This is a genomic window from Marinomonas sp. THO17, from assembly GCF_040436405.1.
Taxonomy (GTDB): domain Bacteria; phylum Pseudomonadota; class Gammaproteobacteria; order Pseudomonadales; family Marinomonadaceae; genus Marinomonas.
The window spans coordinates 865,903-890,119 of the sequence record NZ_AP031575.1; the positions used below are offsets into that span (position 1 = coordinate 865,903).

A 24,217-nucleotide genomic window follows, 5' to 3' on the forward strand; every position below is an offset into this window, starting at 1 on the left:
AGCACACAGCTCGTTTTTTTATTGATAGACACTATATCGGTAAATCCATCACTTCATCAGAATACCGTTTCAGGCGTTAACTTAATATCTGACTGTTTAACAGCGTTGCCGAAATTACGACGATTTTGCGCCAATAATTTACGATAGGCTTCATCGGTTAACAAAGTAATCGTAATACGTCGGTTCTCAGGGCTGGCGGTATTAAATCGATTGTATGGCACAGTATCACCTAAGCCGACCACCTGTGCAAAACGATTATCGGTAACACCTCCTTCCTCCAGAATTTGACGGGCCGCATTTGCGCGTAACGCCGATAAATCCCAATTATCCAAACCGCTGGAACCAGCATATTTCGATGAATCCGTATGGCCACTGATCACAATGGGGTTTTTCACCCGATTAAACAGAGGTGACATGGTCAGCAAAGTATTTTCTATGTCAGGCATCATACGTGCACTGCCACGTTCAAACATAGGCTTATCTGGCGTTTCCAAAAGAGTAATTCGCACTCCGATTGGAGTCACTTCTATACGTAAATTCCTTTGCTCGGCCAAAACAATGTTATTTTGCTCTAACTCTTGCTGAACCAAATCATTTAACGATTTCGAGTCCGAAGATGCATCCCCATTGCCCACCATAGATTCATGAGAAGGTACATCCGTACTGCCAGGTTCTGGCAACTGCAAATCCAATTTTCTCTCTACACTCATAGCAGGACTGCCACCCAAATCAATCGGATTGGCACTAAAACCTGCCGTGCCTGCCCCCATTGGATCCTGAAAATAACCCTGAATGACTTTTCGCTCTTGAGGTGTCGTTACACTGAGTATCCATAACACCAAAAAGAATGCCATCATTGCCAAAGCAAAATCCGCTAAAGCAATTTTCCAGGCGCTACTGTGATGCCCACCTTTTTTAACTTTTTTGACTCGTCGAATAATTAAGCTATTGGAACCTAAGGCCATATTTTCCCCCTAAGAGCAGCTCATCGCCTTAGCGATACTGCTGAAGCTCAATCGACAATTCTACAAAACTTGGACGCATTTCTGGAGGCAGCAATTTGCGACCTGTTTCAACCGCTACTGGTGGCGCATAACCAGACACCACAGAGTTCAAGCTCGCCTTGATACACAAATAAGCCTTCAATTCATGACTACCCAAAGTTTCAAGATGAGCAGCTGCTGGGCCAACAAAACCGTAGCCTAAAAAAATACCCAAAAAGGTACCCACCAAAGCCGCAGCTACATGATGCCCTATTTCTTCTAAAGGACCGCCAATAGCCCCCATGGTAATAACAATCCCTAATACCGCAGCAACAATACCAAAGCCCGGTAAGCCTTCAGCCACACGATTCAGAGCATGGCCTGGTTCCACTAATTCTTCCTGAATCTGTTCTATTTCATTATCCATAATGGCTTCAATTTCATAAGCGGGTAACCCGGTTAAAGTGAAAATACGGTAATTATCGGTGAGGAACTCCACTATTTCGTGGTCACGAACCACATCAGGAAAACGATGAAACAAGTCACTGGTAAAAGGCGATTCAATGTCTTCTTCAATAGACAAAAATCCCTCTTGACGACTTTTCTGAAACAGACAATACATCAAACCTAATAACTGAGAATAAAAACGTTTATTGTGCCGACTTCCCGTAATCACTTGCGGTAGCATAGTAAAGACTTTTTTCTGAACAACGAAAGGATTCGCTACCATAAAGGCCCCTAATGCGGCACCACAAATAATAATGACTTCAAAAGGCTGCCATAAGGCCAATAACTGTCCATGTGCGGCCACGTATCCTGATACAACACTGATAATTACGACTAGCAGGCCCGCTATTGCAAACATAATTTTACTTCCTTAATACTGACAAAGTATGCTCTTACATAAATATACAGTATGATTAATCTGATACGAAGTATAAGAGCATGATGCATACTTATAAACAACCGAGTGAGCAAAGTCACCTTTTATGAGCAGCAAATCTCCATCGGGCCTAAATGCATGGCTGAGTTTTCTTCAGACAAAAAAATTTCCAGTGCGAGCTGGTAATTTGGCTCGCCTAAAGGCGCAAATAGTACGTCAAGAAGACACACTTGAAAGTATGCAAAAGAACATCGCCAGCGACCCGCTTCTCGCCTTCGCTATTTTAAATGAAGCGAATCGCATCGTACCCAATAGGCACACTGAAATTAATACCCCATTCCATGCGGCGACTATGGTGGGAATGAAAGGCATCCACAATTTATTTAAGCATTTTGATGCTTACGAAACCCGCAACCGTAAATTACCCGAGCGTCTAAAAGCCTTTATCAGAGCGATTCAAACCAGCTATGAAGCCGCGACCATTGCCCGTCACTGGTCAATTGAAAAATTAACCAGTCACGAGGATGATATTTTTTGGATTACCCTCTTTCGTGATACCGCACGCTGGTTACTTTGGTATCACGCGTTTCCACAAATGTCGGAAATAGAACAACGCATCCAAAATGGCGAAAACGCCAGTAAAGCTGAGACGATGGTTCTTGGGTGCCGAATTGACGAATTAACCGTACATTTATGCACCTTTTGGGAATCACCAAACAATATTATTGAATCCTTTTTGACCAAACACATTCCCAATGCAGAAGAGTTACAACAGCTAGCACACTTAGCTCATCACCCTGATGAATTACCTGGTTTTACAGAAGACAAACGTTTAACCATTTTAATCAACAATCCTTTGATTTTTTCTTATTGTGCTACCAAAGTGGCCCATGAAGTGGAGCGCAATGGTTGGGACGCCAAACAACTGGCATTTTTCTACCGCATCATTTCTACCGTCATGCATCGCCGTATTGGCGAGGTCATTCGCACTGCCCATTTTGCCTCCACCGAAGCCGCTAGGCTTTATAACATGCGCGGCAAACGGCCTGTCGCTTTACAACTATTAGATCCAAATTTGTATACTGCAAAAAGCGCTTCTCAGCGCCCAAAAATTGTTGAATCGCCATTACAAGAGTTGAAAAAAGCCTTAGCCAGAAGCGAGAATCAAAATAGTAAAAATCGAGCCAATTTGGCACTTAAAACCATCAAACAAACCATTCCAAGCACTCAACACTCTATTTTGTTTAAACACAGCAAACAGAAAGCGCAGCCATTACTTCAATTTGGCTACAAGCTTGACGTGCTCAAAAACATTAATTGGAGCGCCAATTCAAAAGTCTTTAACAAACTTTCCAGCGGTGTCTCGGCAAGCCACCTGCATGGTGAAAAATTACAGGCTATGGTTCCCGGCCTGCCAGGATCCTCAGACCAAATTATTGATTCAGAAAGTCACTTAATGCTGGCTTCGGCTAAATTAAACGATGAAGAAATGATGATATTTTGGTTGGAAACCCGCAGTGCATTTAAAGACAAAGATTTCAAGACACTCAAACAAATAGTATCGTTAGTTCATAACACAAAAAATCAATCATCAGGACGAGTACAGTGACGAAAGATCAATTATTTGCCTTTGCGCAGCACATCACACCTCAAAAATCTCTATCGCGCATCATCGGGCGTATTGCGGAATGCGAAAACACCTGGGTAAAAAATACTTTTATTAACCAGTTTGTTAAAAAGTATCAAGTTGACATGTCTGAAGCGGTAAACAGTGATCCTTCGTCTTACCGTAACTTCAACGATTTTTTCACGCGAGAAATTCGTTCAGAACTTAGGCCCATTACTCGTAAAAGAAATGGCATCGCTTGTCCTGCCGATGGCGCAATCAGTCAATTAGGCAAGATAGAGCATGGCACCCTTTTCCAAGCCAAAGGCCATCATTATAGCCTGACTAGCCTACTGGGCGGAGATGCCTCATTATCTGATCAGTTTTTAGGTGGCTCGTTTGCGACTGTTTACTTATCGCCGAAAGATTACCACCGTGTTCATATGCCATTAGCAGGCAAGCTGACTAAGATGATTCATGTTCCCGGCAAGCTCTTTTCCGTAAACAAAGTCACTGCGGAGCAAATTCCTAATGTATTCGCTCGCAATGAAAGAACCGTTTGCCTTTTTGACACCGAAGCAGGCCCAATGGCAGTCATTTTAGTTGGCGCTATGATTGTGGCTAGCATCGAAACCGTATGGGCAGGTCAAGTCACTCCTTTTAATAAACAAGTGGTTACTTGGGACTACACCTCTTTAAGCGATGTTAAATTAAAGAAAGGTGAAGAAATGGGACGCTTTAAACTGGGTTCCACTGCCATCGTCTTATTTGGCAAAGATGCCGTTGAGTGGGAAGATACCCTAGAAGCCGATAGCCCAACCAAAATGGGCATGGCATTTGGTAAAGTGATTAAGAGTTAATCCTATATTTTTATAGGGTACATATTAAAAAGCCTGCATTGCAGGCTTTTTTCGATCCAATAAAACAAGCTTTACCAATATTATGGTAGCTCGTCTTCCAATTCCTCTTTTGGCGTTGGCACCAAATCTTCACGACTCACGTTCATAGCCAACAACAAGTTAGCTGCGACAAAGATAGAAGAATAAGTACCAATCACAATACCAACCAGTAAGGCCATTGAGAAGTTGTGAATGGCTTCGCCACCAAACAAGAATAAAACAACCAAAACAAACAAGGTTGTCATCGAGGTAATCAAGGTACGACCCAAGGTTTGGTTAATCGATTCGTTGATCAAGTCATAGGGTTCTGTATCACGCATAATCCGGAAGTTTTCACGAATACGATCACATACAACGATTGTATCATTCAATGAATAACCCACGACCGCCAATAATGCCGCCAGCACCGTCAGATCAAACTCCACTTCAAATACAGAGAAGAAACCTAGGGTGATGATCACATCGTGCGCTAAGGCTGCAACAGACGCCACAGAGAACTTGAACTGGAAGCGTACCGCAACGTACAACATAACAATGAGCAATGCCAACAGCATCCCCAATCCACCTTGCTCGCGTAGCTCTTCACCTACTTGTGCACCAACAAATTCAGAACGTTGCAAGGTCACGGATTGCTCGCCGTTGTTTTGCAAACTGGCTAATACTTCATCGCCCAAGGTTGGGGTGTAAGCATTTGCCATGCGTACCACTACATCAGTTGGCGAACCAAAATTCTGAACAACAACATCATCATAACCATTATCACTTAGCAACTGACGCACATCATCCAATTGGGGGGCGGTTTCATATGCCACCTCAATCAAGGTACCGCCAGTAAAGTCGAGGCCAAACTGCAAACCTTTGATGGCCAGTGAAGCTAAAGAAATAAGGATTAGTACGATAGAGAAACACGCAACGATCTTACGCATTGCCATAAATGGAATATTGGTCACTTTCATGGCTCACTCCTTAAATATAAAGCTTCTTGTTTTTACGACCACCACCGTACACTAGGTTAACCTGTGCACGTGTTACCAAAATAGCCGTAAACATGGAGGTCAAAATACCTAACGATAAGGTAACTGCAAAGCCTTTCACCGGCCCTGTTCCCACGGCAAATAAAATAACCGCAACCAGTAAGGTAGTGATATTAGCATCAAAGATAGTCGTAAAAGCTCGGTTGAACCCTGAGTGAATGGCTTGTTGACTTGGCACACCATTGGCAAGCTCTTCCTTTATCCTAGAGAAGATAAGCACGTTAGCGTCCACCGCCATCCCCATAGTCAATACAATCCCGGCAATCCCCGGCAAGGTTAATGTCGCCGACAGAATGGACATACAAGCCATCAAGAGAATAATGTTAAGGGCCAAAGAAATGTTGGCGAAAATACCAAATACCTTGTAGTAAACCAACATGAATAACATGACCACCAACAAACCAATCTGCGCCGACGTCACACCCAGTTGAATATTTTCAGCCCCTAGGCTTGGGCCAATAGTTCGCTCCTCAACAAAGTAAATTGGTGCCGCCAAAGCACCAGCTCGAAGCAATAGGGCTAATTCTGAAGATTCACGTGGACTGTCCAACCCAGTAATACGGAAAGAGTTGCCCAAGGTAGTCTGAATGGTCGCTAAAGAGATAATCCCTTTTTCACTGTAACTGCGACGCACTTCTTCTAGCTTACCGTCTTTTTCCACAAATCGACTGCGAGATTTGTGTTCAATAAACACCACTGCCATATTTCGGCCCACTGCAGAACGCGTGACTTTCGTCATCTGTTTGCCGCCTTTGGAGTCCAGGCTGATGTTTACCTGTGGCTGACCATTTTCATCAAATGATGAGCTGGCATCGGCCACACTGTCACCTGTGATAATAATGTCGCGCTCAAGACGTGCAGTACGACCACTACCATCACGGAAAGACAAGGTTTCGACATCAGCACCTTGATCGTCCAGACCCGCTTCCAAATGGAATTCCAAGTTCGCTGTCGCACCGATAATACGTTTTGCCGCCGCCGTATCTTGTACACCCGGCAACTCTACAACAATGCGGTTGCTGCCTTGACGCTGTACCAAAGGTTCCGCTACACCTAATTCGTTAACACGATTACGCAAAGTCGTTAAGTTTTGCTCTAACGCATAAGCTTCAATTTCTTGCGTTTCTGCTTCGGTAAAGGTCACATCCAAGAAGTAATCACTGCCTTCTTGACGAGTGTTGTAACGGTAGTCGGCAAACTCATCTTTCAATCGGTTTTCCGCCAAATCAAGGTCGCTTTCTTTCAGGAAGCGAATAGACATCACGCCATCTGCTATGGTCACACTACGGTAACGAATTCGCTCTTTACGTAATGCTGCCTTCATTTCGCTGCTGCTCACTTCCAAACGCTGCTTGAGCGCCGCTGGCGTATCCACTTCCAATAGGAAATGCACACCTCCGCGCAAGTCCAAACCCAGTTTAGCAGGGCCAGCACCCAGTGATGCCAACCATTGTGGCGTTGTCGGCACCAAGTTCAAAGCACTAACATAATCTTCACCAAGGGCGGCAGCAACAACAGGTTTCGCCGCCAATTGGTCCTCACCGCTATTGAAACGCAAGGTACCACCAGCAGAAGTTAACTCTGCTGATTTCAATTCGATATTCGCTTTTTTGAGCGCTGCCTCAGCAGTTTGTAGGGTTCGCTCATCCACTAGGGCAGTGGCTTTTTGAGTAGAGAGTTGTAACGCTGGATCATCTGGATAAAGGTTTGGGAAGGCATAGAGTAGCCCCAAAGCCAAAACAAGAAGAATTAGCAAATACTTCCACAAGGGGTACTTGTTAAGCATGAAAAATCCTTTATACCTTAAAAATTAAGTGGATCGACAAAAGAAAAAGCGCCTTTGGCTGAGCCGGTAGGCGCTTTTCTTAGCAACATTAAATCGACTTTAATGTTCCTTTCGGCAACACAGCCGCAACAGAAGACTTCTGGAATTTCATCTCAATGCCTTCAGACACTTCAAGAGCGACATAAGTGTCGTCTACTTTTGTTACCTTACCCAAGACACCACCGCCTGTTACGACTTCAGTCCCTTTCTCCAAAGAAGCAATTAAGTTTTTATGCTCTTTGGCACGCTTTGCTTGTGGACGCCACATTAAGAAGTAGAAAATAACAACAAAGCCAGCAAGTAGAATCAGGTTAAACATACCTGCATCTGCTGGTGCGCCACCTTCAGCGTAAGCTGGTGAGATCAATGCGATCATGGTTTTAGCTCTCCAATGGTTTATGAAACTCTTACAATTCTCTAACAAAAGAAAATTGTCTTATTTTGTTTATTATTCACTCAAAGGCGGTGTTTCTAAACCGCGCTTTGCATAAAACTCATCAACAAAGGCGTCAAATCTACCTTCATCGAGCGCTTGACGCAATCCCGCCATGAGGGTTTGGTAATAACGCAGGTTATGAATGGTGTTTAATTGTGCTCCTACCATTTCCTGACATTTGTCTAAATGATGTAAATAGGCCCGAGAAAAGTTTTTACAAGTATAACAATCACATTCTTTGTCTAAAGCTTCCACATCGTGACGATATTTCGCGTTACGAATGCGCACCACACCTTCCGATGTGAACAAATGACCATTACGGGCATTACGGGTTGGCATAACGCAATCGAACATATCGACACCACGGCGCACCCCTTCTACCAAGTCTTCAGGTTTGCCAACCCCCATCAGATAACGAGGTTTGTTTTCTGGCATTTTTGGCGTGATGTAATCCAATACCTTGATCATTTCTTCTTTTGGCTCACCAACGGACAAACCACCGATGGCATAACCATCAAAGCCAATGTCCACCAAACCTTCTAATGACTCGTCACGCAGGTTTTCATACATGCTGCCCTGAATAATACCAAACAAAGCCGATGGACTGTCGCCATGTTCATCTTTAGATCGTTTCGCCCAGCGTAAACTCATTCTCATGGACTTAGCAGCTACCTCAGGCGTGGCAGGGTAAGGTGTACATTCATCAAAGATCATAACAATATCGGAGCCCAAATCACGCTGTACTTGCATGGAAATTTCTGGACTCAAAAATACTTTGGAACCATTAATTGGCGAGCGAAAGCTCACTCCCTCTTCGGTAATCTTGCGCATTTCTCCCAATGAAAACACTTGGAAGCCACCTGAATCAGTCAGAATGGGCTTTTTCCATTGGGTAAAGTCATGCAAATCACCATGTGCTTTTATCACTTCCGTACCCGGGCGTAACCAAAGATGAAAAGTATTACCCAAAATAATATCGGCACCGATTTCTTCAATATCTCTGGTTAACATACCTTTCACTGAACCATAAGTACCAACCGGCATAAAAGCCGGAGTTTCAACTTTACCGCGGGGGAAGGTCAAAGTCGCGCGACGCGCTTTACCCGAACTGGTGTGCAGCTCAAAATCCATAAAACATTCTGGACGTTTCTCAGACATGCGTCTTAATCCTCACTTTGCGGGCCTTTGGCCTGCGCATTTCGTGTTACAAACATGGCATCGCCATAACTAAAAAAGCGGTACTTCTGCTCAACTGCAACCCGATAGGCATTCATCACTTCCTGGTATCCGGCAAAAGCACTGATTAGCATAATTAAGGTGGATTCAGGTAAATGAAAGTTGGTTACCAAGGCATCCACTGTCTTAAATTCATAGCCCGGATAAATAAAAATACTGGTATCGTCTTGCATCGGGGCGATTTCTCCAGACTGACTGGCAGATTCTAAACTGCGCACACTGGTGGTGCCTACTGCAATCACTCGACCGCCTCGAGCCTTGGTTGCCTTTACCTGCTCAACAACCTGCTCATCCACTTCCACATACTCAGCGTGCATAATGTGGTCTTCCACCTTATCGACCTTCATAGGCTGAAAGGTACCCGCGCCAACATGTAAGGTCACAAAAGCAATTTCTACGCCTTTATCTTTCAGCTTAGCTAACAAATCATCATCAAAGTGCAAACCTGCTGTTGGTGCAGCAACCGCACCTGGCTTTTCACTGTAAACCGTTTGATAACGTTCCTGATCACTGTCTTCATCCGGACGCTCAATGTAAGGCGGCAATGGCATATGGCCGACGCGAGACAAGACATCCAATACAGGTTCAGCGAAGGATAAATGAAATAAAGCACCATTGCGTCCCAACATAGTGGTTTCAATATGCTCATTTTTATCCTGACCTAGGAAGATCTTACTGCCTTCTTTGGGGGACTTACTGGCACGCACATGAGCCAATGCTTCGGTGGAATTAATCACTCTTTCTATCAGGATTTCAAGTTTGCCACCTGACTCTTTTTGACCAAACACACGAGCGGGAATCACCCGAGTATTGTTGAACACCATTAAATCACCGGCTTCCACCAAATCCAAAAGCTCTGGAAATTGGCGATGAACCAGCTCACCGCTTGGACCTTCAAGATGCAATAAACGGCTCGCCGTTCTATCTTCAGTGGGATAGTTGGCAATCAAAGAATCGGGTAAGTCAAAGTGATAATCAGAAACCAGCATGAGCAGAAAGTTACCTTGAAAAAACGACCCGGCATTCTAGCGAAAATCACGACAAAAAGGTACTTTCTCAAGAAAGAGAAAGTAAAAAGACAAAAAATAATTCACACAGTCGTTGACATCTTCTCAAATCTCCCTAAAATACGCCTCACCTTTTTCAAGGCCAGTGTGGTGGAATTGGTAGACACGACGGATTCAAAATCCGTTGCCGAAAGGCGTGGCGGTTCGAGTCCGCCTACTGGTACCAACATGAAAAGCCCTGATCGAATGATCAGGGCTTTTTTCGTTTATATCCAATTAACTGTTACTTCACTTATCAGGTAATAACATGAACCGCCGCAAAAAGATCAAAAGCATTCTGACCAAGAAGGCGAAACAAGCCAACCAAAAAGCCAACCCGAAAAATAAGCCAAAATACATTTCCAAAGCGGATCGCGCCAAGTTAGCAGCACAAGCCAATCAAACAGTTACACCTGAGGTCACATCAAACGAAACAACAACACCTGGAGAATAAGTAACTGAAAAAGGCCTATTTCAAAGGCCCCCAAACAGCCCACTCATTACCACAAGGGTCTAAAAAGTGAAAACGACGGCCACCAGGAAATTCGAAAATTACCTGCTCAATGGTGCCACCAGCAGCCACTACTTGATCAACAACCGCTTCCAGATCCTCGTTATATAACACCACCAAAGCGGCACCTTGTTGCGGACGCGAACAAAAATCTGCCTTAAAAAAACCACCATCTAAGCCCGCATCTTTAAAAGCTGTGTATTCAGTACCGTAATCCACAAAATCCCAACCAAAGGCTTGACGAAAAAAACCTTTGTTTAACTCAAGATCCCGAGCGGGTAACTCTACATAATTAATTTTTGTCGTTTGCATGCCTTTTCCTTTGTTATTGATCCGCCTTATTTATTCACCCATCTTTCGCCGTCGATACCACAACCAATATGACACTGAGTACAATCATAGCGCCACCCAACCATTGTTGTTTCGGTATTTTTTCAGCAAAACGTACCTTAGAATAATATAAGGTGCCTAATATTTCGATTTGCCCAAGGGTTTTTACTAAAGCTGGATTCACCAAAGCAAAACCGGTAAACCAACCAATGGAACCCAGTGAGCTTAATACCCCTACTTTCCAACTTAAACCTTTATGCTGGCGAAAGGACACTAAGAGATCTTGGCTTAGTATCGCTTGCAGCCCTACTAAAATGAGTGACTGCAATGCCAATACATAACAAAGGGTCATCCCAGCACTGGTAACAATGGAGCCGGATAAAGCATGACTGGCCATGGAAGCCATGACAGAGGTAATAGCAAAGCAAAAACCACTGGCCAAACCAAGCAGTAATGACGCATCTTTATGTGCTCGACGAAGGTTCTGCCATTTCACCGTCATCACAATGGCGCCCATTACACCCAAAGCAATGCCCAACCATGATCCTAAGGTTAATGTGTAATGCAGCAGTGGCAAACCAATTAATGCCGCCAACACGGCTTCTGTTTTGGCTAACAAGGTTCCCATTGCAAAACTACCTGATCGGAACGCACGCAGCATGAAATAGGTGGCTAACATTTGCGCTACAGCACAGCTTGAAGCAGCCCACCAAAAAATCGCTTCTGCTGGCCATTGCACACCGCCAAATAGGAACCAAACCACCAGCAAATACACACTCACCAAAGGCAAACCGTATAACGAACGTGCCATAGTGGCATGAAGAAAGCCCGCATCATGGGCAAGGGTGTTTTGATAAGCCGTTCGAGCTGACTGACAAGCCGCGGCAAATAAGGTTATGACAATCCACATACAAGCTTTCTAATACCATATGATGAAAGATTCTAGCTTGCAGTCTGATATAGTATTTGTAAAAAGAATAAATTTAATATTTTGCATTCCATAAAGGAATGATATTTATTTTTGCTTACGCAGCTCTGTTACCTGCTCACCAGCAATCCCCCAATTGTCGGTCTCCACTTCATCAATCACCACCACAGTAGTCGCTGGATTCTTGCCTAGAACCTCAACCAACAAATCCGTCGCCCCTTTGATCAGTGCTTGTTTCTGCTGCTTGGTCACTCCTTCATTAGTAATACGAATTTTCACGTAAGGCATGACTTATCTCCTAAATTCATCTTTTTTTGACCTTCAACTCATTAAGATTGCAACATGAAACAGATATTAAAGCACCCTCTTTTGCGCTTTGCTTTGGTTGGCGGAATCGGTTTTCTGGTGGATATGAGCAGCTTTGCTTTATTGAGTCACTGGCTGGATTATGCTGTCGCCCGAGGCTTGGCTTTTTGGATCGCGACCAGCAGTAATTGGTGGTGGAACCGTCATTTTACATTCGCACAACAAAATAAAGCCGCCATAGTGGAATGGTTGCAATTCCTTGGCGGCTCAATTGTGGCGTTTGTACCTAATATGATCTGCTATGTCATTCTCAATCAACTTGATGCCATGCAACACCTAGCTTTTGGCCACTATATTGCGTTAGTGCCCGGCGTGCTGCTCGGCATGATGATTAATTATAGTCTTTCTCGGTATTGGATTTTTTCATCGCCGCCCGCGTAAGCATTAGTTCGCTTCGGCATGCTCAGCGAAACGCCCCTTGCTTTTATCATGCACTTGATCGTGGCGAGGCCAAGGCCAGCCGCCAAATTGCGTGCGCTGATAATCCTGAAAGGCTTGCTGCAACTCTGCACGAGTATTCATAACAAATGGGCCGTGCTGCTCGACATGTTCATTGATCGGACGACCTTGCAAAAGTAAAAATCGTGCCGGCTTACCCTTATTTTTCATCGTCAATTCGGCTTCACTTTTTAATAAGAATGCCTGATTCACCAAGCCTGTCGTGTCGTCTATTTGCGCCTCTTCACCTTCAAAAAAATATAAGGTTCGAGTTAATCCAGCTTGTGCAGCTGGTAAAGTCCATTCAGCATGCTCAGCCAAATCAATCAACCAAATGGCTACCTGATTATTGCTGTCCGCCGCCCAGGAGTTTGGCGGACAAGGCAATGGCTTAATTCCTTCTATTGACCCTGCAATCACTTTTACCTTCACTTCATTGCCATTTGAGTCTTGCTTGGTCAACACTGGTGTGTCTTCATTCCATAGCATAGTGAAATGCGGTGGCACCATTTTATTTTTGCTAGGCAAGTTCAACCATATTTGAAACAATTCGGCTGGATTTCTATCGGCTTCATTCAGTAAAGGAAACATTTCTGAATGCTGAATACCTCTACCAGCCGTCATCCATTGGGTATCGCCATTGCCATAACGGCCTGCGGCCCCCATAGAATCCGCATGATCAACAAAACCCTCGTTGACGATAGTGACCGTCTCAAAACCGCGATGTGGATGAGCAGGAAATCCAGGCACCTTACTACCATGATACATACGCCAACCATCTATGCCTGAAAAATCTTGACCGATGGGGCGATTATTCAAAGGCGCGTCCGGCCCCATTTCACCATTACCTTTTGGGTAATCATCGTTATGAAAAGCACAAAACAAAAAAGGGTCAAAAGTTGGCCAAAACATTTCCAGTGGCATTTTTCTTAAAATGGTCTTGCTCATAATTCCCCCTAGACAAACAGCCAATTTGTATAACCAGCATGATAACATCAAAAAAGTCGATTCTTTTATGCTGTTATTGGATCTAAAAGATCGACTATTTTGATAAACCCATTTCAATTAGGGAATTTGAGATGCGCTGTACAACCTTCTTTCGAATTATCTTCCAAGCTAAATTCACAAGCGTATTTGGCGCAGATATCTCGCACTATCATGAGACCTAATCCGTAACTCTCTCCACCCGGCTTGCCAGATAAGCCACAACCTGTGTCTATTATACGAACGCTATTTTCTAAAACATGAATACGAACTTCACCCTGACTGGTTGAGGCCATGGCATTTTTTAATATGTTGCCCACCAAAATATGCAAAATAGGCTCGGGCATTTGGGTGACCAAGTTCTGTTCAATGTCCAGCACCATATCAACCTCATCACCGATAAGATAAATAGAATGCGCCCGCAAAATGTCTTCAAACTCCGCTTTCGTCACAGTTCGCTTTGCCACTGCCGACAAATCTTCTTCACGAGTTAAAGACAAAAGCGTGGATATATAGTCTTCCATTTCCTGACAAGCTTGGCGCATCCTGACTTTTTGGCGCTCCACAAAGTCTGGTGAATTGGCTTTTTCCAATAGGGTAATGGACCCTTTTAACACCATAAGCGGGGTTCTCAGCTCATGACTGGCATAGCGATTAAACGCCCTTTCTCGCTCAATCAGCGAGCCAATTTGTTGCTGGTAATCATTAAAACAAGCCACTAGCTGATGCACTTCACGGGTGGCGGCACCACTGGGTAAAGGAATCGCCGAAACATCATTCGCACTCCTACTCGCCAATGTTTCTGATAACTCTGATAAAGGCTTGGTTAAGCGTGTAGCAATGCGCATCACCACCCACAAACTGACCACTAAAAGCAGCAAAGATAAGAACAACTGGGTACTTTGAGTACGAAACATTTGCGCTTCGCTGCTTTCATAAATTTCATCGTAATGAATGATATATAAAGTCCTAAATTGACCGTTAATCAACACTTGCGAACGCATGGAGAAAACTTCTAAATCAGTATCCGATGCTTCATCCAGTTCATATGGTTTGTCATCTTTCATAGTGGGATCCAGCACTATGCCTAGTGGCAGATTTTCTTTTCCTAGATAAGCCATTGAAAATGGCGGTATCGCAACCTGAGTTAAATCTGTTCCCTGCAATTGTGCCACGGCAATTTCTTTATCTTTGAGCATGCGGTTTTCTGCGTATATGAGTTCAATGTTTTCAATCACGGACTGAAACATCGAAAAATGAAAGGCAATAATGGCAAAGGCCACCACAGAAAAATACGTAAAGGTGAGCTGCTTGGCGGTTTTAATCTGTTTCATGGGGTGTCATCAAATACATTATTCAATTGGCAAACTGGGCTCAGCCACTAAACGGTAACCCACTTTAGCAACTGTCTGTAAATAATCATGCTGGAATGGCTTATCCATAAGACTGCGCAATTGATAAATATGACTGCGCAGCACCTTAGTGTCTGGCTCCTCATCGCCCCACAAGGCATCACAAATTTCGTCTTTACTGACCACATCAGGCGCTTTTAGCAGCAGCAATTTTAGGATGGTGAACTGCGAAGGGTTTAAGGCATAACGACTGCCTTCACGCTGTAACATACGGTTTTTGGTGTCTAACGTTAATTGGCCAAACGACAGGGTACGATTGGCCAATTTTCCTTGCTGACGACGCACCAAGGCTTGCAGGCGTGAATCTAGAATCTCTAAGTCAAAAGGTTTGACCAAATAATCATCTGCCAAGCTATCAAACCCTGCCAAGATGTCTTCTTTAGTGTCCCGTGCCGTTAACATGAGAATCGGTATATCAACGCCTACTTCTCGCAATGATTTACACACAGTCAAGCCATCCATCTTAGGCAACATAACATCCAGAATGATGACGTCGTAATGCTCAGCTGTTGCCAAATCATAACCATGCTGACCATTATTCGCATAATCAAGGTCAAATCCCTTGAGTTCGAAATAGTCAAAGATGACGCCCGCAATGTCTTTGTGGTCTTCCACCAACAAGAGTTTCATAAGTTACCTAAATTAAGCTTTTTCTATAGCCACATTGTCACACATTGAGGTGAAAAAAAAGTGAATCACCTTTTTGCGACAGCCTCTCAAATAGTATGGCCTCATTCGTTTACAACGACAGGAAATTATTATGAGCGCCGTTTCTTTTCAAGATTACGCACAAGCCAGCATTCACCCTAAAACCAAACCCTTGGTCAGTGTCATCATTCCTTTTCTGAATGAAAGCGAGGTATTAGAACAATGCCACCAAAGAGTCACTAAGGCTTTATCTGAGCTGCAGCAAGGCTGTGAAATCATTTACATAGACGATGGTAGTCAAGACCAAAGCTGGCACATGGTCAGTCAATTCAATCATCCTTTGCATTACGTACGCAGCCTTAGATTAAGTCGAAACTTCGGCAAAGAGGCGGCTATGAGCGCGGGTTTAAAAGCCGCCGCAGGGCGTTGTGTCATCCTATTGGACGCCGACCTTCAAGATCCCCCCGAATACATTCCACAAATGGTTGAGGCCTGGCGCAATGGCGCTCAAGTAGTCGAAATGCAACGTCGCGAAAGACAGGGGGAAAATTGGCTAAAACGTTTCACTGCGCACGGTTTTTATCGTTTCATGTCTTATGTCAGCGATCATTCCATTACTGAAAACGTTGGCGACTTCCGTCTGATGGACGAAAAAGTAGTAAAAGTCATCAACACCTTACCTGAGCGCACTCGCTTCATGAAAGGCTTACTTGCTTGGCCAGGATTCCGCCGTCAAGTATTGAGCTTTGACCGTGACCCAAGGTTAGCAGGCCAAACCAAATGGAATTATCCCAAATTGATTCACCTTGCCCTAGAAGGCATCACTTCTTTTAGTACCAAACCTTTGCGCTGGGCAACCATGGCAGGACTCGCTACGTCATTGGCGGCGTTTGTCATGGCGCTGGTGGTGTTCACCAAAACCTTAATCTGGGGCGAACCTGTGGTTGGCTACCCTTCCACTATCTTGATCATTCTTTTCCTTGGTGGCATCCAATTATTGTCGATTGGCGTGTTAGGCGAATACGTCGGACGCCTTTTTATTGAATCCAAACAACGACCGCTTTATGTACTGATGGAAGAAGCCATAACAAAACCTAGTCATACGAATACGGACACGCGCACATTATGAAATCCAATACACCTGAACTCAGCGCCACCTTTAAGCGCAATAGCATAATACTAATCGGCTTATGCATCGGCCTAAGACTGCTTTCTTTGGGTCTATACCCTCTAATGGACACCACCGAAGCACGCTATGGGGAAATGGCTCGCATCATGTTTGAAACCTCAAACTGGATTACTCCCATGTTTGACTATCAAGTACCCTTTTGGGGCAAACCTCCCATGTTTACTTGGCTAAGCAGCCTTGGTTTCAGCCTATTTGGAATCAATGAGTTTGCCGCACGCTTGCCACATTTATTAGTAGGCATGGGCATTTTATGCTTAGTCTATCGCTTTGCTTCTAGCCTCTATCGTGGTTCGCAAATGGGTTGGTTTGCTGCCAGCATATTAGCTTCAACCAGCGCCTTTATTATTCTCAGTGGCGCTGTAATGACAGACACAGCATTGACCTTTTCCGTCTGTCTGACCATGGTCAGTTTTTGGCAAGCCTGGCATAACAAAGGCAAGCTATGGGGGTATTTATTCTTCATCGGGTTGGCTTTGGGCATGCTGTCCAAAGGACCTTTGGCTGTGGTCTTAGTAGGCATATCCTTAACCTTATGGTTAATTCCAGACCGTCGATGGCAACACCTATGGTCAAGTTTACCTTGGGGATACGGTAGTTTGCTGTTTCTGATCATTGCCATTCCTTGGTACCTAATGGCCGAATACCGTACGCCGGGGTTTTTGGACTATTTTATCGTCGGCGAACACATAAAGCGTTTTATCGTCAGTGGTTGGCAAGGTGATCTGTATGGTTCAGCCCACGAAAGAACCCGAGGCACCATTTGGTTGTACGCTGTGATTGCCATGCTGCCTTGGAGTCCATTGATCCTTTGGCAATGGTTGCGCAATTTAAAAGACAATCGTGACGCGCAAAGCAGTGAAAATGGACTGGGCAGTTACCTAGTCTGGTGGATGCTGGCCCCCATGTTGTTATTCAGCTTTTCCGGCAACATTCTGGCCAGTTACGTCATGCCAGCTTTACCAGCTATGGCCTTGCTGCTCGTCCATTTACATCAGCAAAGAAGACTACCAAATGGGTACTATAAAATCGGCTATATCACGCCCTTGCTCTTGGTTCTTTTAGTCAGTGCTCTGCATTTTAATTGGCTACCAGTAAGATCAGAGAAAGCGTTACTAAAGCAATGGCAACAACAACCAGAAGCCAATATGAGTGACTTATATTACTTACATAAACGCCCGTTTTCTGGTCAATACTATTCAAGGGGTAAAGCTAAAAAGGTGTCTACAGACACAGCCGACTGGCTACCTGCGCAAACAAACAGCTTCTTCATTGTACAGGGCATACAAGACTCAACTCAGTATGAAGCATGGCAATGTGACAAAAGAGCGCAATCCAGCAAAGAAGCTTTATTCTATTGTGCTCAATAGGACATTAAACGAGTTTTGCGCTTTAAATGGCAATAAAAAAACGCGCTGTTGTTATACCAATCAGCGCGTTTTTTATGTGTAAAATACAGCTTACATAGAGACCGAACCGTAGCTAGGCTCGGCATGAGAGTGATTAAGTGCCTCTTGTGCATGGGCCATCTTAATCACTGGTTCTTCACCGTTAGACTGAGGTAAATCTTGCTTCGCTTGATGGCTCCACGCCATTTTACGTTCGTCACGAGGGGACACACCTATGTGTTTACGATAACAACGACTAAAATGCGGTGTTGAAATAAAGCCACATGCCATGGAAATTTCTACAATAGACATGTTGGATTGTTTCAACAGTTTACGTGCTCTTTCCAGTCTTAACTTAAGATAATAACGGGAAGGTGAACAATCTAAGTGGCGATGGAACATACGCTCAATTTGACGACGAGATACATCGACAAAACTCGCTAATTCGTCTAGTTCGATAGGCTCTTCCAAGTTATTTTCCATCAGTTCAATCACATCCACCAACTTAGTTGCCCCCGCGCCACCGACATTAAACTGACGCATTGGCATACGTTGTTGATCCGACTCATGACGAATACGTTCACAGATAAACATATCGGAAATGGCATTTGGCAGACGCGGCCCATGCTGTTTTGCCATCATAGTCAACAACATATCCATAGCGGCCGTTCCACCGGATGAAGTAATACGATCGCGATCAAGAGAGAACAAGCGATTATTACACTTCACTTTTGGAAAGGTTTCTTGCAAAGCGGTGAGACATTCCCAATGTACACTGCACTGATAACCATCTAACAAGCCTGCATAAGCTAATAGATAAGCCCCAGTACAAATTCCACCGATGGTAGCGCCCTTACGCGCCTGCTTCACTAACCAAGAGGCCTGCTTTGCAGTATAAGCTCGGGTGATATCAACACCACCCGCAACGATAATGATGTCAAAGTTGGTAATGTCTTGAATTGACATGTCTGGCGTCAGACTCAAACCATCACTGGCCGTGACAGATTCACCATCTTCAGAGATCAAACTCCAACTGTATAAAGGTTCAGCGGACAACTGATTGGCCATGCGTAATGGTTCAATCGAAGAAGCCAAAGCGATCATAGTAAAATGATCCAGCAACAAGAAACCCACTTTCGTCGTTTTTCTTGCTTCAAATGGGACTACCGAATCTGAATTTGTTGCCATCACCATATTAATGCCCTCGTTTATGTATGCACTTTCTCCACACTTGATCCATGTACAGCAAAATACAGACCATGTTTGAAGAGGTGCTGTTATTTTTATTAAGAAAACACACCAACACACACTAACGCCTTGAAATCTAAAAAGCTTCCGAGCAATAAAAACGACACGCACATTTTTTCTTCATGCTCAGGACACATCAAGGCATTCGCTTTGCACTAATATAGACCTGTTTTGCTCTTTTATTGAACGCTTATTTAATAAAAACTCAAAATAAAATACAGCGTCCAAAAAACTTGCTCTGTTTCTCCCCTAATATTCAATTACGACATCAGACTTGGCCACTGTACAACAAGACAATACATAACCCGCTTCCACGTCCTCATCTGTGATGCCACCATTATGATCCATCTGAGTTTCCCCCGATTTAATCATCACTTTACAAGTACCACAAATGCCCATACCACAAGCTTTTGGAATCATTAGGTCCAACTTAGCAGCTGCATTATGCAAGGTTTCTCCAGCCGCAATTTGAACACTCTTGCCGCTTTCTTCAAATTCCACCCGAAGTAGATCTTCCTGACTAACTGCATCTGCTTCAGCCTGTGCTACCTCCGCCAATTCTATGGCATCTTCTACCACGCTAACTGGCGTCGAACCGAACGATTCTTCATGGTAGTGGGACATGTCAAAGCCCCTATCTTTTAAAAGCTTTTTCACTGCTCTCATATAGGGTTCTGGGCCACAGCAAAAGATTTCGCGCTCCATGAAATCGGGAGAAATCATGTCCAGCTTGGCTTCATCTAGATAACCGCGATATCCTTGCCAAGGCAAACCGTTTTCCATACGCTCGACAATCAAGTACAAACCAAAATTGTCTAAGCGCGCCGCCATATGATCCAATTCACGAGAATAAATCACATCACGAGGAGAACGCGCGCTGTGAATGAAAGTCATGTCCACTTCCGCATTGGTATCAAACCACCAACGCGCCATAGACATGAGCGGCGTAATGCCCACCCCACCAGATAACAACAGCACTTTTTCGGCAGGAAAATCGATGCAGTTGAATTGACCTACCGGGCCATGTACTGCCAGCTCCGTCCCCACTTTCATGTTTTCATGCAACCAATTGGACACCTCACCACCCGGCACTTTTTTCACCGTAATAGAGAAGCTATAAGGGACAGAAGGCGAACTCGAAATGGTATAAGAACGCATGACTTGCTTATTATCAATGTCCAACTCCAAGGTAACAAACTGCCCTGGTTTGAAGAAAAACATGACAGGCTGTTGCGCCATAAAACAAAAGGTTTTCACATCCCATGTTTCATGTATCACTTTCACACAACGTACATTGTGACGACCATTAACCCAGGTTTGCGTATTGACTGGTGCCAGGTAGTCAGCTGACGCATTGTTCAAATCTGTCATAGCAGTTTCCTTCAAAATAGATGTTCATCAGATCATTTCGAGCCATTTTGGTGGCTATGTACAATGTCGATTTAACCCTCAGCGACAATAACTTGCTCAACACAACCAAGAGTAAGCCAGCTCTGCCCTAGCACGTCGATTTAAATGCCATCTCGTGTCGGAATTAGGCATTTTCATATCCCTTAATTAAGACAATATGGCGACGTTAACGACATCCCTATCAATCTTTTTGTCAGTAAGGGCCAGAAAGATGAATCAACATGATTTACTTAATATTCGTCACGCCAATTTAGCCGATGCCAAATCCGCTATGAGCGATCTACTAGCATCTCGTCCTAGTCATTACTCCCTAGAGGCGCAGCTTTATAATGATCCACATATGTTTCGCATTGATATGGAAGAAATCTTTCAAAAAGAATGGCTGTTTGTCGGTATGACCAGCGAGATTCCTAAAAAAGGCGACTATTTCACTGTTGAAATCGGCCAAAATCCGGTGCTCATCGTGCGAGATGCTCAAGGCAATGTAAATGCTTTTCACAATACCTGCCGCCATCGTGGCTCCGTTATTTGTACAGAGCATAGGGGCAAGGTGGCGAATTTGGTTTGCCCTTACCATCAGTGGACTTACGATTTAAAAGGCAACTTACTGTTTGCTGGCACTGAAATGAATAAAGACTTCCAGCTAAAAGAACATGGCCTAAAATCCGCCCATTGCAAAACCGCTGGTGGCTTCATTTTTATCTGTCTCGCGGAACAAGCGCCAGACGATGGATTTGAAGACTATCTTGCGACACTGGAAAGCTACATGGAACCCTACGATGTTGAAAACACTAAGCTGGCTGTAGAGTCCACCATGTATGAAAAGGCGAATTGGAAATTAGTGCTTGAAAATAATCGCGAATGCTATCACTGTTCTGCCAGCCATCCTGAGCTATTGAACACCCTATTGGAATGGGACGACACAGAAGACCCAAGAGCTTCGCAAGAGTTTCTCGATCATTATGCTGAACAATCCGCTCAATGGGACGCGGAAGGCATTCCTCATAAACACCAAAGTTTTGGTGAAGTACAACGTAATCGCATTGTGCGCATGCCTCTCAAAAAAGGCACCCAAGTCATGACCATAGACGGTTCTGCTGCCTCTAATAAGCTGTTAGGTCGCATCAAAAATCGTTCACTGGGCTCAATGCGCATTCTGCACTTGCCAAATTCATGGAACCATATGCAGTCGGATCATTTCATTGTCTTTAGAGTACTGCCTATCTCCGCGCAAGAAACCTTGGTCACCACCAAATGGTTTGTTCATAAAGACGCAGTAGAAGGGGTAGATTATGACCCTGAGAACCTTCGTAAAGTGTGGGATGCAACCAACGAACAAGACAAGGTACTTGGCGAACGCAATCAAATGGGCATTAACTCTATTGGCTACCAACCTGGCCCTTATTCAGAGACCTATGAGTTTGGCGTTATTAACTTTCTTAACTGGTACGCCCACACCATGCAGAAAAACCTTTCTGCTTAACCTCTTTTCATTGATCGCCCTATGCTATAGCCATAGGGCGTCAAAATCCGATTAAGCCCGCTTAGTCGGATTTTTTATACCTATGACACGACCTACTCATAAACCAAGCAAACCTCTCCACAAGATCCCTTTTTAGTTACTTTAAATAGGTAAATTACACACAATGTCACCAAAAAAGCACTCTATAGAAATTTGACTAAACTCTTATAAGGTTCTAAATTAGAGACATTAGAATGAAAAACACTGCTTATGTAACTAATTTAGGACATTAAAGATGAAACACTTAACCGCATCCGCATTAGCAGAAGAAATAGGCGAGAGACTAAAACAAGCACGCTTAAATCGAGATCTTACGCAATTAGAAGTCGCTAAACTGGCTGGAGTGGCACGCAAAACCGTTCTAAACGCTGAAAAAGGCAAGGTACAACTGGATATTATGATGGCCATTATGATGGCCTTAGACCTGACTGAACAAATTGATCTATTTCTTCCAAAACAAGAAATTTCACCACTACAATTGGCCAAACTACAAGGTAAAAAACGACAAAGAGCATCAGGACAAGCGAGTAACAAACAGACTGGAGTAAGCGAATGGTAATGGAAGTCATCAAGGTAACCTACCAAGATCATGACGTTGGTGCAGTAAGCTTTGACACAGACAAAGGCATAGGTGCATTTGAATATGAACCCAGTTTCATCAAAAAGGGCATAGAGTTATCCCCGATCAAAATGCCATTGTCCACACGCATATACCGCTTTCCTGAACTGGATTTCAATACCTTTAAAGGCCTACCCGGTTTAATTGCTGACTCTTTACCTGACGATTTTGGTAATGCGGTTCTGAATGCTTGGGTCGCAGGACAAGGCCGTTCACCAAATGACATTACCCCATTGCAAAGACTACAATATACTGGAAAGCGAGGCATGGGCGCATTAGAGTTTGCGCCAGCCACAAAACTACGCAGCCTCAATGCCTCTCAACAAGTAGAAATCCAATCCCTTGTATCCATAGCACAAGACATACTCGACTCAAGACATCATTTTGCCGTTGCACTCAAACCAAATGAACAAGAAGATCGAGAGGCCATGATGTCATTATTATCAGTAGGCATGAGCGCCGGTGGAGCAAGACCCAAAGCCGTATTAGCCTTTAATAAAGATTTCAGCCAAGTAAGATCAGGTCAAACTAGCGTGCCAAAAGACTTCACTCATTATTTAATGAAGTTTGATGGTGTTAGTGAACATAACCAAAACCAAGAAACCTTTGGCGACCCTCTCGGTTATGGCGCCATGGAATTTGTCTATTATTTAATGGCAAAAAAATGTGGTATCGAAATCATGCCGAGCCGATTATTAAATGAAGGCAATCGACGACATTTTATCACTCAGCGATTTGACCGAATCAAAAACCAAAAAGTTCACGTACAAACCCTAAATGGTTTGGCTCATATTGATTATAAAAAACCCGGAAGCTGCTCATACGCAGAAGTGTTTGCAGTCGCAAGACAAATGCAATTATCAGCCCTCGATGCGGAGCAACTTATTAAACGTATGACATTCAATATCATTGCCCGTAACCATGACGATCACGCTAAGAATTTTGCTTTCATACTGCATAATGATACTTGGTCTCTCGCGCCCGCTTATGATTTAGCCTACAGCTACAAGCCCGGCAGCAAATGGGTCAATAGCCATTGGATGAGCTTAAACGGCAAACGAGATGATTTCACACGGGATGACTTCTATAGCCTCGAAAAGCTCAGCCCAATGTTTAGTAGACGCAAGTTAGACGACATCATTGACAAAACCATTGAACAGGTTTCCCATTGGCCCAAGCTCGCAAAAGAATGGGATGTGCCCAATACATTAATAGACGAGATCAAGGCCAATCTGAGACTAACCCTATAGCTAATGAGCTGTATGTCCGTAAAGGAAGA

The 24,217-nt window shown here is 44.0% G+C and carries 24 protein-coding genes and 1 tRNA gene; 10 read left to right on the forward strand and 15 right to left on the reverse strand.

Translation table 11 applies throughout. The features are described 5' to 3' along the window. Positions 1–56 precede the first annotated feature (56 nt). Both ABXS85_RS04090 and motA read right to left on the reverse strand, forming a co-directional pair. Entirely contained in the window at positions 57–965 is a 909-nt protein-coding gene (locus ABXS85_RS04090; RefSeq protein WP_353668762.1) for a flagellar motor protein MotB, read from the reverse strand. A gap of 28 nt (positions 966–993) precedes the next feature. Further along, on the reverse strand, positions 994–1,848 hold the full coding sequence (gene motA / locus ABXS85_RS04095) for a flagellar motor stator protein MotA (protein WP_353668763.1): 855 nt from the start codon (positions 1,846–1,848) through the stop codon (positions 994–996). A gap of 124 nt (positions 1,849–1,972) precedes the next feature. Here motA and ABXS85_RS04100 point away from each other — a divergent pair, with 124 nt between their 5' ends. Further along, positions 1,973–3,475 (forward strand): HDOD domain-containing protein, encoded by a 1,503-nt coding sequence (locus ABXS85_RS04100; RefSeq protein WP_353668764.1) that lies wholly within the window; start codon positions 1,973–1,975, stop codon positions 3,473–3,475. Further along, positions 3,472–4,332: an archaetidylserine decarboxylase gene (gene asd / locus ABXS85_RS04105; protein WP_353668765.1), complete on the forward strand. Its 861-nt coding sequence runs from the start codon at positions 3,472–3,474 to the stop codon at positions 4,330–4,332. The genes ABXS85_RS04100 and asd overlap by 4 nt, the downstream gene beginning before the upstream one ends. 80 nt (positions 4,333–4,412) lie before the next feature. Here the strand turns inward: asd and secF are convergent, their stop codons facing one another. From secF to queA, 5 genes are all read right to left on the reverse strand, one after another. Further along, positions 4,413–5,327, reverse strand: a complete 915-nt coding sequence (gene secF / locus ABXS85_RS04110; RefSeq protein WP_353668766.1) for a protein translocase subunit SecF — start codon at positions 5,325–5,327, stop codon at positions 4,413–4,415. A gap of 10 nt (positions 5,328–5,337) precedes the next feature. Then, a complete protein-coding gene (secD, locus tag ABXS85_RS04115; protein WP_353668767.1) occupies positions 5,338–7,191 on the reverse strand; it encodes a protein translocase subunit SecD in 1,854 nt (617 codons plus the stop codon). 88 nt (positions 7,192–7,279) lie between these two features. Then, a complete protein-coding gene (gene yajC, locus ABXS85_RS04120) occupies positions 7,280–7,606 on the reverse strand; it encodes a preprotein translocase subunit YajC (protein WP_353668768.1) in 327 nt (108 codons plus the stop codon). Between the two features lie 72 nt (positions 7,607–7,678). Further along, positions 7,679–8,797 (reverse strand): tRNA guanosine(34) transglycosylase Tgt, encoded by a 1,119-nt coding sequence (gene tgt / locus ABXS85_RS04125; RefSeq protein WP_353669752.1) that lies wholly within the window; start codon positions 8,795–8,797, stop codon positions 7,679–7,681. 32 nt (positions 8,798–8,829) lie between these two features. Further along, on the reverse strand, positions 8,830–9,891 hold the full coding sequence (gene queA / locus ABXS85_RS04130) for a tRNA preQ1(34) S-adenosylmethionine ribosyltransferase-isomerase QueA (protein WP_353668769.1): 1,062 nt from the start codon (positions 9,889–9,891) through the stop codon (positions 8,830–8,832). 159 nt (positions 9,892–10,050) lie between these two features. Here queA and ABXS85_RS04135 point away from each other — a divergent pair. Then, positions 10,051–10,135, forward strand: a tRNA-Leu gene (locus ABXS85_RS04135). An 81-nt stretch (positions 10,136–10,216) separates the two neighbouring features. After that, positions 10,217–10,402 carry a DUF2986 domain-containing protein gene (locus ABXS85_RS04140; RefSeq protein WP_353668770.1) on the forward strand — a complete coding sequence of 62 codons (186 nt, stop codon included), beginning with the start codon at positions 10,217–10,219 and terminating at the stop codon, positions 10,400–10,402. Between the two features lie 15 nt (positions 10,403–10,417). Here the strand turns inward: ABXS85_RS04140 and ABXS85_RS04145 are convergent, their stop codons facing one another. The 3 genes from ABXS85_RS04145 to ABXS85_RS04155 all read right to left on the reverse strand — a co-directional run bounded on the left by ABXS85_RS04145 (position 10,418) and on the right by ABXS85_RS04155 (position 12,005). Further along, a complete protein-coding gene (locus ABXS85_RS04145; protein WP_353668771.1) occupies positions 10,418–10,771 on the reverse strand; it encodes a VOC family protein in 354 nt (117 codons plus the stop codon). Between the two features lie 34 nt (positions 10,772–10,805). Continuing rightward, positions 10,806–11,699, reverse strand: a complete 894-nt coding sequence (locus tag ABXS85_RS04150) for a DMT family transporter (protein WP_353668772.1) — start codon at positions 11,697–11,699, stop codon at positions 10,806–10,808. 105 nt (positions 11,700–11,804) lie between these two features. After that, the gene (locus tag ABXS85_RS04155) at positions 11,805–12,005 is read right to left on the reverse strand and encodes a 4-oxalocrotonate tautomerase family protein (protein ID WP_353668773.1); all 201 of its coding nucleotides are present in this window, start codon (positions 12,003–12,005) and stop codon (positions 11,805–11,807) included. A 54-nt stretch (positions 12,006–12,059) separates the two neighbouring features. On the opposite strand from ABXS85_RS04155, the gene ABXS85_RS04160 reads away from it, so the two are divergent. Next, complete coding sequence (locus tag ABXS85_RS04160) at positions 12,060–12,464, forward strand: GtrA family protein (protein WP_353668774.1); 405 nt, start codon at positions 12,060–12,062, stop codon at positions 12,462–12,464. 3 nt (positions 12,465–12,467) lie between these two features. On the opposite strand, the gene ABXS85_RS04165 is transcribed toward ABXS85_RS04160, so the two are convergent. From ABXS85_RS04165 to ABXS85_RS04175, 3 genes are all read right to left on the reverse strand, one after another. Then, positions 12,468–13,469 (reverse strand): pirin family protein, encoded by a 1,002-nt coding sequence (locus ABXS85_RS04165; protein ID WP_353668775.1) that lies wholly within the window; start codon positions 13,467–13,469, stop codon positions 12,468–12,470. Positions 13,470–13,582: 113 nt separating this feature from the next. Next, on the reverse strand, positions 13,583–14,839 hold the full coding sequence (locus tag ABXS85_RS04170) for a HAMP domain-containing sensor histidine kinase (RefSeq protein ID WP_353668776.1): 1,257 nt from the start codon (positions 14,837–14,839) through the stop codon (positions 13,583–13,585). Between the two features lie 18 nt (positions 14,840–14,857). Beyond that, positions 14,858–15,547, reverse strand: a complete 690-nt coding sequence (locus tag ABXS85_RS04175) for a response regulator transcription factor (RefSeq protein ID WP_353668777.1) — start codon at positions 15,545–15,547, stop codon at positions 14,858–14,860. A gap of 130 nt (positions 15,548–15,677) precedes the next feature. Here ABXS85_RS04175 and ABXS85_RS04180 point away from each other — a divergent pair, with 130 nt between their 5' ends. Then, the gene (locus ABXS85_RS04180; RefSeq protein ID WP_353668778.1) at positions 15,678–16,694 is read left to right on the forward strand and encodes a glycosyltransferase family 2 protein; all 1,017 of its coding nucleotides are present in this window, start codon (positions 15,678–15,680) and stop codon (positions 16,692–16,694) included. Next, on the forward strand, positions 16,691–18,121 hold the full coding sequence (locus ABXS85_RS04185; RefSeq protein WP_353668779.1) for a glycosyltransferase family 39 protein: 1,431 nt from the start codon (positions 16,691–16,693) through the stop codon (positions 18,119–18,121). The genes ABXS85_RS04180 and ABXS85_RS04185 overlap by 4 nt, the downstream gene beginning before the upstream one ends. A 90-nt stretch (positions 18,122–18,211) precedes the next feature. On the opposite strand, the gene ABXS85_RS04190 is transcribed toward ABXS85_RS04185, so the two are convergent. Continuing rightward, positions 18,212–19,333 (reverse strand): GlxA family transcriptional regulator, encoded by a 1,122-nt coding sequence (locus ABXS85_RS04190; RefSeq protein ID WP_353668780.1) that lies wholly within the window; start codon positions 19,331–19,333, stop codon positions 18,212–18,214. A 303-nt stretch (positions 19,334–19,636) separates the two neighbouring features. Next, positions 19,637–20,758, reverse strand: coding sequence for a hybrid-cluster NAD(P)-dependent oxidoreductase (locus ABXS85_RS04195; protein ID WP_353668781.1), 1,122 nt, complete (start codon positions 20,756–20,758; stop codon positions 19,637–19,639). A gap of 250 nt (positions 20,759–21,008) precedes the next feature. On the opposite strand from ABXS85_RS04195, the gene ABXS85_RS04200 reads away from it, so the two are divergent. The 3 genes from ABXS85_RS04200 (at position 21,009) to ABXS85_RS04210 (ending at position 24,188) form a co-directional block, all read left to right on the forward strand. Then, positions 21,009–22,280 carry an aromatic ring-hydroxylating dioxygenase subunit alpha gene (locus ABXS85_RS04200; protein ID WP_353668782.1) on the forward strand — a complete coding sequence of 424 codons (1,272 nt, stop codon included), beginning with the start codon at positions 21,009–21,011 and terminating at the stop codon, positions 22,278–22,280. Between the two features lie 274 nt (positions 22,281–22,554). Continuing rightward, positions 22,555–22,878, forward strand: coding sequence for a helix-turn-helix domain-containing protein (locus ABXS85_RS04205; RefSeq protein ID WP_353668783.1), 324 nt, complete (start codon positions 22,555–22,557; stop codon positions 22,876–22,878). Next, positions 22,872–24,188: a type II toxin-antitoxin system HipA family toxin gene (locus ABXS85_RS04210; protein WP_353668784.1), complete on the forward strand. Its 1,317-nt coding sequence runs from the start codon at positions 22,872–22,874 to the stop codon at positions 24,186–24,188. The genes ABXS85_RS04205 and ABXS85_RS04210 overlap by 7 nt, the downstream gene beginning before the upstream one ends. The last annotated feature ends 29 nt before the right edge of the window (positions 24,189–24,217 follow it).